The sequence below is a fragment of the Pseudomonadota bacterium genome (genome assembly GCA_016719885.1).
GTDB lineage: Bacteria > Pseudomonadota > Gammaproteobacteria.
Map to the genome: position 1 here is coordinate 123,377 of JADJYF010000018.1, position 17,796 is coordinate 141,172.

At 66.5% G+C, this 17,796-nt stretch carries 8 protein-coding genes; 6 read left to right on the top strand and 2 right to left on the bottom strand.

Annotated elements, in window-relative coordinates; translation table 11 throughout:
* Positions 1-104 precede the first annotated feature (104 nt).
* The 6 genes from IPM80_18510 to IPM80_18535 all read left to right on the top strand — a co-directional run bounded on the left by IPM80_18510 (position 105) and on the right by IPM80_18535 (position 9,536).
* A complete protein-coding gene (locus IPM80_18510) occupies positions 105-1,847 on the top strand; it encodes a glycosyltransferase family 39 protein (protein ID MBK8960347.1) in 1,743 nt (580 codons plus the stop codon).
* The gene (locus tag IPM80_18515; GenBank protein ID MBK8960348.1) at positions 1,754-2,791 is read left to right on the top strand and encodes a polysaccharide biosynthesis/export family protein; all 1,038 of its coding nucleotides are present in this window, start codon (positions 1,754-1,756) and stop codon (positions 2,789-2,791) included. Before IPM80_18510 ends, IPM80_18515 begins: the two co-directional genes overlap by 94 nt.
* A gap of 66 nt (positions 2,792-2,857) precedes the next feature.
* Complete coding sequence (locus IPM80_18520) at positions 2,858-4,453, top strand: hypothetical protein (GenBank protein ID MBK8960349.1); 1,596 nt, start codon at positions 2,858-2,860, stop codon at positions 4,451-4,453.
* A 222-nt stretch (positions 4,454-4,675) separates the two neighbouring features.
* Complete coding sequence (locus IPM80_18525) at positions 4,676-5,293, top strand: ABC transporter permease (protein ID MBK8960350.1); 618 nt, start codon at positions 4,676-4,678, stop codon at positions 5,291-5,293.
* 93 nt (positions 5,294-5,386) lie between these two features.
* Complete coding sequence (locus tag IPM80_18530) at positions 5,387-6,874, top strand: B12-binding domain-containing radical SAM protein (GenBank protein ID MBK8960351.1); 1,488 nt, start codon at positions 5,387-5,389, stop codon at positions 6,872-6,874.
* A 37-nt stretch (positions 6,875-6,911) separates the two neighbouring features.
* Positions 6,912-9,536, top strand: coding sequence for a Gfo/Idh/MocA family oxidoreductase (locus IPM80_18535; GenBank protein ID MBK8960352.1), 2,625 nt, complete (start codon positions 6,912-6,914; stop codon positions 9,534-9,536).
* A gap of 10 nt (positions 9,537-9,546) precedes the next feature.
* Here the strand turns inward: IPM80_18535 and IPM80_18540 are convergent, their stop codons facing one another.
* Positions 9,547-10,176 carry a CpsD/CapB family tyrosine-protein kinase gene (locus tag IPM80_18540; protein MBK8960353.1) on the bottom strand — a complete coding sequence of 210 codons (630 nt, stop codon included), beginning with the start codon at positions 10,174-10,176 and terminating at the stop codon, positions 9,547-9,549.
* 73 nt (positions 10,177-10,249) lie between these two features.
* The gene (locus IPM80_18545) at positions 10,250-17,407 is read right to left on the bottom strand and encodes an amino acid adenylation domain-containing protein (protein ID MBK8960354.1); all 7,158 of its coding nucleotides are present in this window, start codon (positions 17,405-17,407) and stop codon (positions 10,250-10,252) included.
* Positions 17,408-17,796 lie beyond the last annotated feature (389 nt).

Genomic DNA, 17,796 nt, shown 5'->3' on the forward strand with positions numbered 1-17,796 from the left:
AGGGTGCTCGTTGTTGTGCGTTGACCGGCTTGTGCATCTCGGCGGCAAGATGCGCGGCGCGCGGCCCGCGCGGTAGCGCGGACCACCTTTGTTAGAATGCCGCGATGATAACGCAGAACACCAGGACTCACATTGCAGCCATCGCCCTGGTGGCGCTGGCGGTGAGAGTGTGGGGCACCAATTTCGGTCTGCCTTACGATTTCACCGCTGACGAGCCCCATCAGATCGTGCAGGCGCTCAAGATCGGCGCGGGTGAAGGCGGTCCGCTGGTGCAGATGTGGCACACCATCGGCAAGGGCGGACTCGATTACCTGCTGTTCATCGAGTACGGCGTGCTGTTCTGCGTGCTGTGGCTGTTCGGCAAAGTGCAGAGCGCCCAGGATTTCGCCTTTCTGTACTTGAGCGACCCCAGCGTTTTCTACCAGGTCGGTCGCATCACGATTGCCAGCATGGGCGCCCTGACCTGCATCGCCGTGTACGGCGTCGGCCGGCGCATGTTCGCGCGGCGCACCGCACTGTTTGCGGCCCTCATCGGAGCCCTGGCGCTCGACCATGTCACCAACTCCCATTTGATCAACGTGCACATACCCATGGCCTGCGCGCTGTGGCTGGCCGTATGGTGCTACGTCGAATATGAACACCGGCCGCGCAGCGCCCTGTTGTGGGCAAGCGGCGCGCTCGCGGGCATCGCGATTTCCCTCGCCTATAACGCCGTGGTGGGATTGGCGATGCTGGCCGTCGCGCTGCTCACCAGCAGCGCTCCCGCTCGTCACGGCCTGCACCGTCGCACTGCCCTGCTGCGCTTGCTGGGCGGCGGCCTCGTGACCGTACTGCTGCTGGCTCCTGAACTGCTGACCAGCGGCGCGGCGCTGCTGGAGAATTTTCGCCAGGTGTTGGGAGATTCCGCCGCCACGCCCGCGCTCGACCACGACAGCCCGCGCGCGGCCATCGACGCGGTCACGATACTGCGCGCCCAGGGCTGGAGCGAATACCTGCCCATCCTGCTCGGCTGGCGCTACCTGCCGGTGACGCTCGCGGCGCTGGCTGGCGGCGTGGCCGGCATCCTGCGGCGTGAACGCTGGACCCTGCTGCTGACCGGCGGCATTGTCGTTCTGGTCATGCTGCTGTCGGCCTCCGACCGCGGCGCGAGCGAGCGCTACATGCTGCCCATGACCCCCGCGTTCTGGCTGGTGGCCGCGCGCGGCGTGACCGCCCTGAGTGGGCGGCGCGCGTGGCTCGCGGCCCTGTTGATGGTCGCGGTGACGGCGCCCAACGCCTATCACATCATCCGCATGGACTACACGCTGACACGCCCCGACAGCCGCGTGCTGGCCAAGCAGTGGATCGAAAGTCACGTGCCGGCCGGCGCGCGACTGCTGGTGGATGGCATGCGCTTTCGCTACATCCAGAGCCCGCCGCTCAAGCCGGCGCCAGCCGCGCTGGAAAGACAAATCGCCGCCCTGCAAGGCAGCGAGCTCAAATATCCCAAGCGCTTCATCGAACTCTACCGCTCCGCCAAGTCCAGTCTGCCCGGCCCGGCCTATGACCTGTATTCGACGATGTATGGTCTCGAGGTGCGCGAACTGGACTACTACGTCAGCGCCTGCTTCGACTACATCATCACCAGCAGCGACATCACCGATCGCTACGCGGCCGGTCCATTGCGCGTGCAGTACGCGCAAACCGCGCGCTTCTACGACGCGCTGCGGACACACCCGGCCTTCCGCGAGGTCTACCGCGCAAGCGGTGAACCGTGGCGGACCACCGGTCCGACCATCACTGTCTACCGGGTCGCATCGGCGTGCGGAAGTCCGGCCCAGCCCGCGACGGTCACGCCATCTCCTTAAAATTTCACCACTTCGTGCACCAGGCACGCTGTCAGTCGCAGGCAAATGACATAAACTCGGCCATGCAGCCATGGGGCGCGGTCACCACCAATGCGGGATTGGGCATTGCGGCGGCCGGCGCGGGAACAAGAACAAAGACTCACGAGTACGCCGCCGAGCAGGATTTCACTGCCCGAAATACCCTTGCAATGAATTTCCATCCTCCTTCAAGTCCGGCACGCTTGCGCGCGACGTGGCAGCTGCTCGTGCTGCTTGGCGTCATCCTGCTGTCGGGTTGCGCCAACGAGCTGAACCTGGGCAAGGATGCAAAGACCGTCGCTGAAAGCCGCACCGAGCTGGCCGCGCCGCTGAATGCCGAATACCGCATTCGAGCGGGCGACAAGCTGGACATCAAGTTCTTCTACGCACGCGAACTGAATGAAGCGCTGTTGGTGCGCACCGACGGTCGCATCTCCCTGCAGCTGGTGGGCGACCTGCAGGCCGCCGGCATCACCCCCAAGCAGCTGGCCGAGAACATATCCAAGGCCTATGCCAACGAGTTGCGGGCGCCGGACGCCACGGTGGTGGTGCGCGAATCCGCGGCACGCATATTCGTGGGCGGCGAAATCACCCGCCCGACCTTCGTCAAACTCGACATGCGTCTCACCGCCTTGCAGGCGATCTTCGCCGCCGGCGGCTTTACGCCGTTCGCGCAGCCGGCCAGCGTCATCCTGTTGCGCAAGGTCGAAGGTGAGGACCGCATCGCGGTACGTGTCGATTTGAGCGACACCGAAATGGAAGGCAAACAGGACCTGGTGCTGGCCGCGGACGACGTCATCTTCGTGCCCAAGTCGGCGATCGCCAAGTGGGACAAGGTGGTTGAGCAATACGTTCAGCAGGCCATCCCGATCCAGTTGGCCTATCGTCGCGACCCGTTCACCACCACCATCGGCAGCTTCCGTTGAGCTGCTCCATGCGCTCAATCCCCGCACAGCCCGACGCCGCCAGGCGGCCCCACGAGGATGACCGGCATGGATGAACTGGTCAGCGGCTCCGGCGGCTTCTCCAAACGCGACCTTGCCTATCTGCTGTACAAGCGCAAGAGCCAGATCGTCGCGGTGCTGGTGGTTTCAATCTTGATGACCACCGTGCTCACCTACATCAAGTCGCGGACCTGGCAGGCGTTCGCATCGATATACGTTGAACGCGGAGAGCCCGCCGTCGCGACGGGCGGCCCGCCTGCGCCGCGGGTGGTGCTCGATCGCAAGGAAACGCTCAATTCCGAAATCGACTTCATGATGTCCCGCGCGGTGCTGAGCAAGGCGGCCGACGAGCTGCTGGCGCCGGATCCGAACCGCAAGGCCAAGCCGAAGCGCCAACCTGGCGTGATGCTCGGAGCGGTGAAGGCGGCGGTCGACGGCCTGCGCGCGACCCTGGTCGGCATCGGCTTGATCGACAAGGTCGGCCCGCGCGAAGGACTCATCAACGGGCTGTTGTCGAACCTCGAAGCCAAGCCCGCCTTGATGTCCAACATCATCACCCTGAGCTACGAGGACGACAACGGCGCCAATGCCGCGCGGGTCGTCAACACGGTTACACGGATATATCTGCAGGAGCGCTTGAGCCTGGTCAAACGGCCGGGCCTGTACGACTTCTATCAACAGCAGATCGACATCAGTCGCGAGCAACTCGGCAAACTCGAAGAGCAAGAACGCGCGCTGAAAGAAAGCAGCAAGCTCGTGGTCGGTGACGAGGAAATCCGCCTGCGCCTGGCGCAGCTGCGCGACCTGGACACCGATCTCAAACGTGCCCAGGCCACGCGCACCGAACTCTCGCACAGGGTCGAAACCATCAAGGCCCAGTTGACCGGCATGCCGGAAAAGGTCACTTCGGCGGTGCTGCTCGGCCAGAATCCCCAGGTCGTGGAACTGAGTGCCAAGCTCGGCGTGCTCCGTGACGAGCGCGCCCGAGCCGTGCAGGTGTACCGCAACGAGAGCCAGAAGATCGTCAATCTCGACAGGTCGATCGCGAGTCTCGAGGCCCACCTCGCCGCGATTCCGCCCACCGTGACGGTTTCGGAAACCATCATCGAGAACAACACGCGGCAGAATCTCGAAAGCGCCCTGCGTCAGACCGAAGTCGATTTACAGGCCGCGATCAGCCGCGAACAAACCTTGCTGGCCCAACTCGACGGCTTGCACCAGGACGTCCAGCGCATCGATGCGCGCAGCGCCGAACTGAACAACATCACCAGCGCGCGCGCGGCGGCGGAGAAATCCTACCGGCGTTACGTCGAATTGCAGGAAGAAGCGCGCGTGGCCGCGGCGACCGAAGTCAACATGACCAACGTCGACGTCATTCACTACGCCGCCGTGCCCGAACGCCCCAAGCGTCCGCGCATACTCGATATCCTGATTGGCGCGACCCTCGGCCTGTTGATGGGCATCGCGCTGGCCTTCGCCGCTGAATTCTTCGATCACACCCTTGAAAACAAGGAAGACGTCGAGAAGGCGCTCAAGCTGCCCCTGCTCGCCTCGCTGCCGGATCTCGACCCGCCCGAGAGCCCGCTGCGGTTACTGGTACGCAGCCTGTTCGGCGGCAAGCGTCGCCTGCGACGGTCGGCGTGAGCAGTTCGCCGCCGCCGGTGCGGGCAGTTCACACCGCGGCCCTCGCCTGGGCATTTCTCAAACGCGACATCCTCATTGCCGCCAGCTACAAGACCGCCTTCTTCGGCGAGGCGCTGGCGGTCCTGTTCAAGGTCATCACCTTCTACTACATCAGCGCCGTGTTCGGCGGCGTGTTGACGCCCAATCTCGCCCAATTACAACAACGATTACTTCGCCTATCTCATGATCGGCGTCGCGCTCATGGACTTCATGTACACGAGCCTGGAGACCTTCGACAACAACATCCGCGAAAGCCAGCTCATGGGAACCCTCGAGATCGTACTTCTCGCTCCCATCAAGCTCACCCACATGCTGCTGTTCTCGTCGCTTTGGCCGTACCTGTTCACCACCTTCAGTTTCCTTACCTACCTGTTGTTCGGGGTCGTGTTGTTCGACCTCCAGCTGGGTAACAGCAATCCGCTGGCGGCAGCCGTCATACTGCTGCTGGCAATCCTGAATTTCGCGCCGCTCGGCATCATTTCCGCCACCGTGGTCCTGGTATTCAAGCGCGGTTCCGGCCTGCGCAAGGTGTTCAGTGCCACATCCGCCTTGCTGGGCGGCACTTTCTATCCAACCTCGGTGCTGCCGGACTGGGTCGAGTCGGTGTGCTACTTCGTGCCCATGACGCACGCGGCCAACGGACTGCGCGCCGCACTGATATCCAACGCCTCACTGCGCGAACTGTCCGGTGAAATCTTGTTTCTTTGCGTATTTGCCGCGATTTCCCTGCCGCTCAGTTTGCTACTGTTCAAGGTGGGCGTAGTACACACAAAGCGCGCCGGAACCCTGACACAATACTGACCGGCATAGGGGCTGGCGCCCGGCCCCAACGCTTGCGCGCCGCTCTGCATAGGCGTTGCGAATCCCGTCCGCGGCAACAGCGAGCATAAAACCATGACCGATGTGTTGTTTATCACTCAGGATTCGGCCTATCCGCAGATGGGCGTGCTGTACCTGGTCGATGCGCTGCGCAAGCAAGGCATCAGTTCCGCCATCGTTGCCAGCGGCATCACCACCGACGCGCTCGCGGCGGTGCTCGATCAAATGCGACCACGGGTGGTCGGCATGTCGGTGATGACCGCCCCGGAAGTTTCCGACTTCGAACGCCATTCCCTGTTCATCAAGGGCAATTACCCCCAGATTTCCGTGGTATGGGGCGGGGTGCACCCCACCCTGCTCAGCGACGTGTGCGCCAATACGCCCTATATCGATCATGTCTTCGTCGGCCAGGGCGAGGAAGTATTCCCGCGCTTCGTGACCGATCTGGTGGACGGCATAAAGAAGCCCGGTCGCATCGTGCACGGCCACGCGCCCACCGACATCGACGCGTTCGAACCCGCCTGGGACGTCGATGACGTCGGGCGCTACCTGTTTTCCGAACGACATTCGGTGCGCTCGCCGGACGTGCGCATTCGCGACCAGTTGTCCCGCAGTTTTGACCAGGTGCGTCAACTGCTGAACGAACGCCAGATCAATGCCGAGGATCTGTCGCCGGAAACCCGCCTGACCATCGAACAGATGCAACGTTGGGACGTCGGCCTCTATAACAGCGATCACCGCTTGTTCTACTACCTGCTCACCAGCCGCGGTTGCCCCTACAAGTGCACCTTCTGCTCCGAACCGCTGCAGGTCATGCACGGCGATCAGAACAATCGTTTCAAATGGAACGCCCACAGTCCCGAGTGGGTGGCGCGGCAGATCACCACCATCCGCGCGCAACTGCACGGCCGAGGCCTCGAAATGGACGGCGTCGGCATCTGGGACGACATGTTCTGGATCGGCCACCGCAAGGATCCACGTGCCTACGCCATCCTCGATTATTTCCAGAGCCAGGGGCTGCGCTTCCTCATCGAGGCGCGCGCCGACCAGTTGCTGCGCGACAACTCCTCGCTGCTGCGTCGCATTGCCGATGCGGGCTGCATCCAGGTGTTCGTCGGCGCCGAATCCGCCTCGCAGGACACCCTCAATCTCATGAAGAAGGGTACGCGCGTAGCGGACTACTACAAGCTCATGCACCTCGCCCAGGAGTTCCAGGTCACGCTGCGCATGTCCTTCATCGTCGGATTCCCACAGGAAACCGATCGCAGCATCAACGAAACCATCGACATGTGCGAAGCCATCCAGAATGGCGACTTCGGCCCCTGGGTCAACGTCAGCGGGCCGAAGATATTCACGCCCTACCCTGGCACGGTCGAGTTCAAGCGCGCGGTGGATAACGGCTTCGAATCGCCCCTGACCAACGTCGAATGGGGCGGCATCAATCGTTCGACCGAAGAGTACCTTCGGCATTTTCCCTGGCTGGAGCGTACCTGCAGCGCGGCCACCTTGCGCCGGCTGGAGAAATATTTCGGCAAGGGCTACAAGACGCTGCGCGTGCACTGAAGGGACGCAGCGCCGATTACCGGGCCGACGGTGCCACGTGGACGATAAACCCGGCTCGGCGCTCACCTCGGCGGATCGCGAGCCGTCGGATTTCAAGCTCGATGCGGCCATCTGGCGCGCTCTCGCGGCCGGCCCGCCCGTCCACGTCGTGGTGCTCGGTGCCGGTCGTTGGGGCCGCATATTGAGCAGCGTGCTGGCGGAACTCGGCCCACCGCTTGGCAGCGTGCAACTCGTCGCCGCGCGCAATCCCACGGCGGCGCGTGAATGGCTGGCCTCGCGCCACGCGCGCGGCGAGCTGACCAGTGTCTCGATTGCGACGTCGCTCGAGGCTGCGCTCGTACGCCACCCGGTGCAGGTGGCGGTGGTTGCGAGGCTTGCCTGCGATCATTACGCGACCACCATGCAGCTGCTGGAACGCGGTCTGCACGTGTTGACGGAGAAGCCCTTCACGGCCACCGCCGCCGAGGCGCGTCACCTGCTGGAAGTCGCCCGCGGCCGCGGCCTCGCACTCGCGGTCGGCTACGAATTCATGTACTCGCCGAGTCTGCACCGATTGCGTGCAGCCATGCGTCGCGCCCTCGGTACGGTGCAACGCGTTCGGTTTGTCTGGCACGACTGCCGTGGGGTGGAGAAATGGGGCATCCGCAAGGATCCCGACCCGAGCCTCAACGTGGTCAGTGACGTGCTTCCGCACATCCTGAGCGAATTCGTATTATTGTTCGGCAGCGCTCCGTCGACGCTAGGGATGTTGACCACGCGTGATGGCTGTCGCGACGCCAGGCTGGCCATGCGTGGCGGCGCTATCGACATCGAGATTTCGCTGGACAAGCACGCGGCCGCCGCCTGCCGCAGCGTCAGCGTGGAAGATGCCGCGGGCCACTGCCTGGTACTCGATTACACCAGCGAGCCGGGCTGGCTGACGCTCGACGGCGAGCGACTCACGGACGACGCACAGGCCGGGGACCACATGCCCTCGCTCAACGCCGAGTTGTCTTACTTCATCGCGCATACACGGGATCCGAATGTGAAAATTCCGAACACCGCCGCCGACACCTTGCCAGTGGTCGAAGTCACCGAACGCAGTGAACACGCGCTGGTTGACGAGCAGGTCACGATGTTGCGCCCGTTCCTTTATCAAGCCCTGCCGAAGACCTTGCCGCCGAATGCCGTCGCCATGCTGCGCCCGCACCTGGTCGGGTCCCTGCTGCGTCACCGTGTCGTCGACAATCCCAAGGACGCCGCGCAGCTCGATGCGTGGGTCGAACGCGTGCTGCGTATCACGCACACCCTCAGCCGCGAGCCGTGGACCACGCAGCGCGATGTGCTGCGCAGCGAGGGACTGGACCGCGAGCGACTCGTGCACTTGAATGCCGCCATGCGCGACACCGACCTGGTGCAGAAGCTGATCGTCGAGGTCGGCCTGGCGCAGAAGTACTGGCAGACCATCCTTCCGCTGGTGACGTCCGGCTCGATCGAAGACGTGCTTCGCGATCGTTACGGTTTCCCGGTGCGCATCGGCATATATGCCGCGCTATCGTGCATGTTCCACTGCTCGTTCTGCGGGCGCGAAGCCAACGCGCGTTACGATCACGCCGCCCTCGGCAACGGCAATGCGGTGTTCGACGACATCTTCGCCGCCATGGCCGCCGACGGCCGCTCGACGTTGTCGCTGGGTGGCGGCCTGGAACCCTTGACCAATTCCAAGATAGATGACGTCATACACGGCGCAAAGAGCCGCGGATTGCGTGTGCCGTTGGTCACCAATGGCTACATGCTCACGCCCAAGTACCAGGAACTGCACCCCGGCCTGTTCGATCTCGACATCTTTCGCGTGTCGCTATACGGCGTCGATGACGCTTCCTATCAGCAGGTCACGGGCCGCAAACAGGCCTTCGAGCCGGTCAAGGCCAATGTCATCTCGTTTCTCAAGGAACGCAATCGCCGCGGGTCGCGCACCAAGTTCGGTTTCAATTTCATCGTGCTGATGAACACCACGGACCAGGTGCTGCGGGTGCTCGACGTCATTCGCGATATTAATTCACAAGTCGACAACGGCCCCGGCGTCGACTTCCTGACCTTGCGTGAAGATTTCAGCGTGCCGGAAGAAGGCGGATTGTCCAGCGCGGAGCGGCAGGCACTGGTCGATATTTTCGCGCGTTTTCGCGCCAAGCAGCGCAACGAGTGCCCGCGCCTCGAAGTCGATTACGGTTATGCGCTGCATGCGCTCTCCGAAGGCGTGATGTGGAAACCGTTGGCAATGGTCAAGGCGGCCGACATGTATCCGAAGGTCTATCCGCAGGTCTCGGTCGCGGTCGACATACTCGGCGATGTCTATCTCTACCGGGATGCGGCCTTTCTGAACCGGCCCGGCGCCGACCGCTATATCATCGGACGCGTGAGCTCCGAGCGCAGTCTCGAACAGGTGATCCGCGGGTATCTCGACACCACCACGGGCATAGAGCCACGGCCCGACGATCCGGCGCTCATGGACGCTTTCGACCACGTCGTGAGCAAGACCGTGTGGCAAGGCCTGGCGGATATCGAGGCGGGTATCGCCTTCAACGACGGCCCGGTGCGCGCGCGCGTATTCCATCCCGACGCGCAGTCCGCTGCGCGTTTGAACTACTGGGAACGGCTGGACGGCATGCGTACCGGCGCGTGAGCGCCGTCGCTCACAGCCAGCGATACAAGGCCTCGGGAATGTAGTAACGCCGGCGGTTCAACACCACGCCGGCAACTTTTGCACCCGCTTGCTCGAGGCGGCGCTTGGCGTCGATCACGATCTCCCGTCGCGTACGCCCCGAACGCACCACCAACACCGTCGCGGTGCAGGCTGCGGCGATCTCGGCCGCGTCGGGATAGGCATTCACCGGCGGGCAGTCGAACAACACCCAGTCGAAGCTTGGCGCGAGCTCCGCCAGACGCGCCGAGAGCGCGTCACTGCGCAGCAAGCGCACCGGCGGTTCCACGGCGCCACCGGCGGTAAGCACGGTCGGCCCTGCCGCGCGCGCGTGGCCCGCGCCCTGCCAGGTGCTGCCTTCCTCCAACAGTTCCGACAATCCCGGCGCCTGCGCCACGCCGGCAAGGTGATGCAGCGCCGGTGCGCGCAAGTTGGCATCCACCAGCAGCACACGCAGGCCGTGCTCGCAGACCAGGCTCGCGGCCAGCGCCATGGCCGTGGTCGAAACGCCTTCGTCGCGTACCGCGCTGGTCAGCGCCAGTGCACGTGGCCGTCCGGCTTCGACATCGATATCACGGACCAGGCCGCCCAGCTGCTGGAGGGAGTCGGAGGGAAACTTCAATGGCATGTGCATGGTGTCGGAGTTTGGAATGGGGACCGGCCGCGCGTCATCTTGCCCGCCGCGGCGCGCTTCGTCACGTCCTGTGGTTGCCGCCATCCGGCGCACGACGGGCACGCAGCGCGGCCAGCGAAGCGCGCCCTTGGTTCAAGCGCTCTACACGCTCCGTCACCGCGTCGTCGGACCTCGACGCGCTCGGCGACGAGTCCGGCGCGCCACTCCCGCGCAAATGCTCGGCAAGACTGGCCACCGTCGTAAAGCGGAAATGCTCGATGAGCGGAATGTCGCGGCCGAGGCGCGCCTGCAACTCGGCATTGACCTTGGCGACCTTCAGCGAGTGGCCGCCAATATCGAAAAAATTGGCGTGGTAGTCGACCTCTTCGCAGGCCAGCACTTCACACCATACCGCCGCGATCCGGGCTTCCAGTGACGCGCCGTCGAGCGGCGCCTGGCCGGCGGCGGCGCGCACCAGCGGCGGCAGGCCACGCTCCAGCGCGCGCCGGTCGGCCTTGCCGCTGCTGGTGACCGGGATGGCGGCGACGAAGTGATAGCGGGCCGGGATCATGGCGACCGGCAACAATGCCGCAAGGCCGGCGCGCAAACCTTCGGAATGGACCGGCACGCTGCCGTCGGCAACCACGAAGGCCACCAGTTCGCTGCCCGCCACGCGCGGGTCCGGCGCGACCACCGCCGCCGCCACGCCGGCCAGGCGCGCGAGCGCGGCCTCTATTTCGCCGATCTCGATGCGCACGCCGCGCAGCTTGAGCTGATCGTCGCGACGCCCGACGAAGGCGAGCCGACCATCGGCGCGCCAGCGCGCGAAGTCACCGCTGCGGAACAAGCGACCGTGGCCGCCGGCGTCGAAGGGATCGGGCAGGAAGCGTTCGGCCGTGAGATCGGCGCGGCCATGGTAACCGCGCGCGACGCTCGGGCCGGCGATGCACAGTTCGCCGTCGACGCCTATCGGCACCGGCGCCAGGTGCTCATCGAGCACGTACACGCGGTAATTCGGGATCGGCGCGCCGATGTCCGGCGCCGCTTGCACGTCCGCCGGCACGCGCCCCAGCGTCGTGCACACCGAGGCCTCGGTCGGGCCGTAGGCATTCCACAGCGCGCAGCGATGCGCCCACTGGCGGGCGAGTTCGAGGCTGAGCGCTTCGCCTGCGCTCACCAGGATGCGTAGATCGGGCAGCGCGTCGGCGGGCAGGACCTGCAGCACCGACGGCACCAGCACCGCCATGCTGACCCGCCGCGTGCGCATGAAGTCGAGCAAGGGCGGTCCCGGCAGCAAGGCCTCGCGCGTGCCGAGGATCAGCGCGGCGCCGGCCAACAGCGCGTTGAAGGTTTCGAACACCACCGCGTCGAAGCCGATGGACGAGAACTGCAGCACGCGATCGTCGGCGCGGATGCCCAAGGTGTGAATCACGCCGCCCGCCATGTTCGCAAGGCCGCGATGATCGATCAGCACGCCCTTCGGCCGCCCGGTCGAACCCGAGGTGTAGATGAGGTAGGCAAGGTCGTCACCCTCCACCGCGCAGGGCGTCGGCGTGGCGCCGAGCGCGATGGCGTTTGCCACGCGCACTTCGGGCAGGCGCGCGCTCACCGGCAGATCGATGTCAGCGCGCAGCACGGCGCGACAATCGGCGTCACCGAGGATGTAGTCGATGCGGTCGGCCGGGTAGCTCACGTCGATGGGCACGAAGGCCGCGCCGGCACGCAGGATGCCGAGCATGGCGATGATCATCTCGGCGCTGCGCGGCACGGCCAGCGCAACGCGATCGCCGCGCACCACGCCGACGCTTTGCAGCGCCGCCGCCACGCTGCCGCTATCGCGCTCGAGTTGCGCGTAGTCGACGCGCGTGGATTCGAATTCCAGCGCCAACGCGGCGCCCTGGCGCTGCGCCAGCGCGGCGATCTGCCGGTACGCGCAGTCACTGTTCAAGCTCAGTGCGCTGGCATTGAAGTCCGTCACCACCTGCTGGCGCGCGGCCGCCGTCATGAGTGGCAGCAGCGCGCAGGCGGTGGTGGGCGACGCGGCGGCGGCGGTGGCGAGCTGCAGGAAGGCGTCGGCCAGGCGCTGCACCGTGGCGAGCTCGTACAGGTCGGTGTTGTAGCTCCACAGCGCCACCATGCCGTCGGCGCCGGGCTCCATGGTCAGGTGCAGGTCGTACTGCACGCGCCCGATATCGCGTTCCATCACCGCCAGTTCCAGCTCGGGACTGCCGCTGTCACGCAGGCGCGCGTCGCGTACATCGAAGGCAATCTGGAACAGCGGCGCGAACTGCGGGTCACGGTAGCTGCCGCATTGCTCGACCACCATCTCGTAGGGCACCACCGAGTGTTCGTGCAGGCGCAGGACCGTGTCCTTGAGCGCCGCGCACAACTGCGCGAAATTGGCGGCGTCGTCGCACAGGTGACGCACGATGGCGAGATTGGCGAACATGCCGATCAAGCCGTGGGTGGCGGGTGCGTCGCGATGCGCGACCACCGTGCCGAGCGTCACGTCACGATCGCCGCTCCAGCGCCGCAGCAGCACCACGAAGCACGCCAGCATCCACACCGTCTGGCTGACGCCGAGTCGCTGGCGCGAGGTCTCGCTGGCCACCAGCAGCGCGGCCGGCAGCGGCACGCGCAACTGTTGCCCGCGCGAACCGCGCAGCGCCGGACGCGGATGATCGCTGCGCAACACCGTGCCGGTGCTGACGCCGTCGAGCTGCGCGCGCCAGTAGGCGAGATGCTCGGCGAAATATTCCGGCGCGTAATGGCGCTGCTGCCACAGCGCGTAATCGGCATATTGAATGGCGAGGGCCGGCAGCTCGAGCGGCGTGCCGGCGAGCTCGGCGTCGTACAGCGCACGCAGCTCATCGAACAGGATGCGCATCGACCATCCGTCACCGATGACGTGGTGGGTGGTCAGCAGCAACTCGTAATGACGGTCGCTGAACTTCAGCAGCTGCGCGCGCAGCAGCGGCCCCTCGCCGAGATCGAAACGCCAGCGTGCCTCGCTGTCGGCGATACGCGCGGCGGCCGCCGCGCGCTGCGCTTCGGGCACCGCGCCGAGATCGGTAACGGTGAGAAAGGTCGCGGGCGCATCCGCGATGAGCTGCCGCGGTTCGCCGTCGACCAGCGCGAAACGGGTGCGCAGGGTCTCGTGTCGTTCGCACAGACGCCACAGCGCGCGGCCCAGCGCGGCGCTGTCGACGTCACGCTGCCAGGTCACGCGCGCATGGATGTTCCACAGCGGGTCGCCGCGTTCGAGTTGATCGGAAAACCAGATGCGGCGCTGCGCGGAGGACAAGGGCAACGCCGCGAGGTCGGCCGGACGGGGAGGAATGTCGTCGGCGACGCCGTCGCCCACCGCTTGGCGCAACAGCTCGGCCTGCGCCGCGATGGTGACCGCCGCGAACACGTCACGCATGGTCCAGCGACAGCCGAACTCCGCTTCCACCGCGCCCAGCAACTGGGTGGCGAGCAGCGAGCTGCCGCCGACGTCGAAGAAGCTGTCTTCGACGCTGATCCGCTCGATGCCGAGCAAGGCCTGCCACAGGGTCTTGAGCCGCGCTTCGGTCGAATCGCGCGGTTCGACGTGGGCATGCTGATCGGATTCCAGCACGCGCAGCAGCGCGGCGCCGTCGAGCGCACCGTCGGCATCGCGCGGAAATTCCACCATCGGCACCACTTCGACAGCGACCGTGACACCGCTGTCATCGGTCAGCGTGAGGTCCGCCGGCGTGCCGTCAGGGCGACAGGCGGCCACCACCACGCGCTCCAGCGGCAGCGCGCGCGGCGCGCGGCGCGCGATGCTCATCACCTCGGGATTCAGACCGATGAGCCAGGTGCCGGGCGCCTGGCCCAGTACCGCCAGCAGCGCGTTGCCGGCCTGGCGCGCGTCGAGGGCGACGATGCCGCGCGCGCCCAAGGCCACCGCGCTGTCCTGGCCACGGCTCATGCCGACGCCGCGCCAGCTGCCCCAGGCCAGGCAATAGCGTCGCGGTCCGTCGCCCGCTTGAAGACCATCGAAGGCGTGTTCGAGGGCGCGACTCGCGGCCGCGTAGGCGCCGACCTCGGCGCCGACCAGTTCGGACAACAGCGACGAGAAACTCACGAACACCGCGTCGGCGCGTCGCGCCACCCGCGCTTCGAGCACGCGTGCGCCGTCGAGCTTGATGGCAATCGCGTCCGCCACCGCCGCCGCGCTTTCCGCTTCGACGCGCGCTTCGTGATAGTCGGCGGCGAGATGGAATGCGCCGTCCAGCGGTGCGCACCAGGCTAGGCCAAGCCCGGCGAGGGCGGCCTCGACCGCCGCGCCATCGCGCACGTCGGCGGCGGCATAGACGATGCTGCCCTGCGCGCGCGGCTTGGCCAGCCAGGCCTGCGCGACCTCGTCGAGCTCGGCCGCGGATCGTCGCCCCAGCAAGGCGACCTCGGCCGCGTAGTCCTGCACCAGGCGCTCGGCCAGCAGCTGGCCGATGCCGCCCAGGCCGCCGCTGAGCAGGTAGCGCCCGCCACGACGCAGCGGCGCGTCGCTGAGCGGCCGCAGCGATGCGTCGGCGAGCAGCGGCACCAGGCGCCGCCCGCCACGCCATGCGATCTCGGCGTCGTCACCGTGCGCGAGCGCATCGAGCACCGCCGGCAGCGGCGCATCACTGTCGATATGGGTGACGCTGATGCCGGGCAGTTCCTGGGCGATGGCGCGTGCCAATACCGCCGCCGCCGCAAGCCGTGGCCGCGCCGCTTCCACGGCATCGACCGCGAGGCCGCCCCGCGTGGTGATCAATACGCGACACGCCGCGTTGCCCGCGGCCAGCGCACCGGCGAGCTCGATGACCGCGGACAACGCCGCGTGCTCGTCGTCGAGCGCCATGCACACCAGCGCCGGGCGTTGCGCCGCGCACAAGGCGCGCAGCCTCGCGCCATCGACGGCCAACACTTCGCGCCCGCCCGCCAGCGCCTCGCGCAAACGCGCGATGTCGTCATCGGCCCAGTACAGACACGCCACCGCGCCGTCGCGCAGGCGTGCTTCGCCGCGCGCGGCCTTGGCGTGCCACTCGCGACGATGGAACCAGCGCGGCAGGCTCTCGCCGCTGCCGGTGAGGATTTCGAAGCGACGTCGCGCTTCATCGTATTCACCGGCGGCGAAGGCGTTCTGCATCTGTCGCCGCTGGATCTTGCCTATCGAGGTCTTGGGCACCTGCGCACGCGTCAAGGGCAGCAGCAGGTCGGCCGCCACGCCGAGCTGCGCACCGATGCGACGACGGATGGCCGGCAGCAGCACGCGCAGCGTCGCGTCGCGGTCGTACTCCGGTACGAAGGCCACCGCCAGGCGCTCGGCGCCATCGCCGCCGTCCTGCACCGCCAGCGCCGCGCTGAAACTCGACGCCACGCCGGGCACGGTATCGACCGCCGCTTCGATGGCCGGCCCCGGGTACTTGATGCCGCCGATGTTGATGGTGTCTTTCTCGCGGCCGGTGATGAACAGGCGGCCCGCTTCGACGTAGGCCAGGTCGCCGGTGCGGAACCAGCCGTCGTCGGTGAAGACGGGTTCATCGGTGGGCTGCCAATAGCCGGCGAAGGTGGTCGCGCCCTGGATCTGCAGGCGCCCTTCCACGCCTTCCGCCACCACCTTGTCATGTTCATCGACGATGCGCGCGCGGGTGCCGGGTATCGGTCGACCGACGGCCACGTGGCGATCCTCGTCGCGCACCCGATCCAGGTCGAATTCGAGGTTGTAGGTGATGCCGGAAGACACCTCGGCCATGCCCCAGGCCGGGATCATGGCGGTGCGCGACAGGCCGTGGGGCGTCAACAGCTGCATGAATTCGCGCGCGGTGCGCGCGACGATCGCTTCGGCGCCGTTCAGCACGCGACGCAGGCGCGACAGGTCCCAGCGTCGACGCACGATATCGGTGCCGCGCGCATTGATGAGCCCGAAGGCGAAATTCGGCGCGAAGGTGATATCGGCCTGGTAACGCTCGCACAGATCCAGCCAGCGCAGCGGGTCGCGCAGCACGGTGGCGGTCGGCACGTGGACCTGGGTGGCGCCCAGCAACACGTCACGCAGGTGGAAGTAGATGAGACCTGCGACGTGATCGAGCGGCATCCAGTTGAGCGAACGCAACTCGGATGTGAAGCCATGCACCAGCTGGCTGCCGCGCCCGCGACTCAGGAGATTGCGATGGCTCAAGCGCACCGCTTTCGGCGTACCGGTGCTGCCCGAGGTCAGCATCATGAGCGCGGTGTCGTCGGGCGCGGCGGCGCACGGCGTCGCTGCCGGCGTGGCGGCATCGCGCCGGAGCACCATCACGCGCGGCGCGGCGTCGGGCGTGGCCAGCGCGGTGCCCAACGCGGCGCGCAGCGAATCCTGGGTCAGCACGCACGGCCGATCGAGACTTTCCCAAATCGCCGTCAGACGTTCGGCGGCGCCGCGCTGCTCGAGTTGCAGCGTGGCCGACGGCACCGGGATGAGGCCGGCCGCGATACAGGCCCAGAAGGCTTCGAAGAAGTCGCGCAGATCCTCGAACTGCAGCAGCACCGGCGAGCCGGCGATCAAGCCCGCGGCCTGCAACTCGGCGGCGCCGGCGCGCGCGCGCGTCAGCAGCTCCGCGTACTCGAGACGCTGTTCATGATCGTCGGCGCCGATCGCGATCAACGCGCCGCTGGCGCGCGCGGCGGCGGATTCGAGGCAGGCCAATAACGTGCCGGGCGCATTCGCGTCCCGCGGCAGTTCGCCGCCGTCCAGCAGCGACGGCGGACCGTCGCCACGGGCGCTGGCGGTGAAAGCCTCGCGCTTGTGCGCCTGGCCCGCGCGCGGCGCGGGCGGCTTGGGCAGCAGCAGGCTGGCGTGGTAAGGCGTGTCGGCAAGGCTGCTGCCGACCACGAAGGCCGCGCATTCCACCGCGAAGCTGCGTGACGCCAGCTCGGCGGCGCGACCCGCGAACGCGGCGTCGACCAGCGGCACGCGCGCCAGGGCATCGACGTCGATGGCGCCATCCGCCGCCAGCGGCAGGGCACTGAGCAGCACCACCCGGCCGCGGGCGGGTGGTGCGGCGAGCAGGCTCTCGGCCGCCGGCCGCCACGCGTGCTCGGCGTGGGCACGGCTCGGCACCACGTACAACACCTCGACGGGCATGCCATCGTCGCCATGGCGTGACACGCAAATCCAGTCCGCCACCAAGGGCTCGTCGTCCAGCAGCGCGTGCAGGGTCCGCTCGCGCTCGGCGCGCGGCTCGTTCATCGACAGATCACGGCACTGACCAACACTCGCACAGCGTTCGCGCCAGGCATCGTGCGGCGACAGCATTGCGCCTTCATGCCGGTGGCAAAACGGATCGCGTTGGTGTGGGACATGTTGTTGTTCGCGTAGCGGACCGGGACGCCAGTCCCTGGCTAGACTAGCGAACCAGGTCAGGGAAGTCATGCGCGACACCGGGTAAAAAACGGAACGGTGTCCAGATTGACAAAACTTATAACAGTTACCGTGCGCGCGGCTCGTGCGTGTCCGTGGCCTCACCCTATACTTGCGCCCTGGTGGCAGTGATTACCGCGGAGTCGTTGACTGTTTCCTGGCAGCAAGCCGCCAGGCACGACGAACTACCCCGTCGCCTGCAAACGCTGACGGGCGGA

Excerpts from the sequence above, each read along its gene's own strand:
- IPM80_18510 (MBK8960347.1), top strand. The coding sequence starts at position 105 with ATGATAACGCAGAACACCAGGACTCACATTGCAGCCATCGCCCTGGTG.
- IPM80_18520 (MBK8960349.1), top strand. The coding sequence starts at position 2,858 with ATGGATGAACTGGTCAGCGGCTCCGGCGGCTTCTCCAAACGCGACCTT.
- IPM80_18525 (MBK8960350.1), top strand. The coding sequence starts at position 4,676 with ATGATCGGCGTCGCGCTCATGGACTTCATGTACACGAGCCTGGAGACC.
- IPM80_18530 (MBK8960351.1), top strand. The coding sequence starts at position 5,387 with ATGACCGATGTGTTGTTTATCACTCAGGATTCGGCCTATCCGCAGATG.
- IPM80_18545 (MBK8960354.1), bottom strand. The coding sequence starts at position 17,407 with ATGAACGAGCCGCGCGCCGAGCGCGAGCGGACCCTGCACGCGCTGCTG.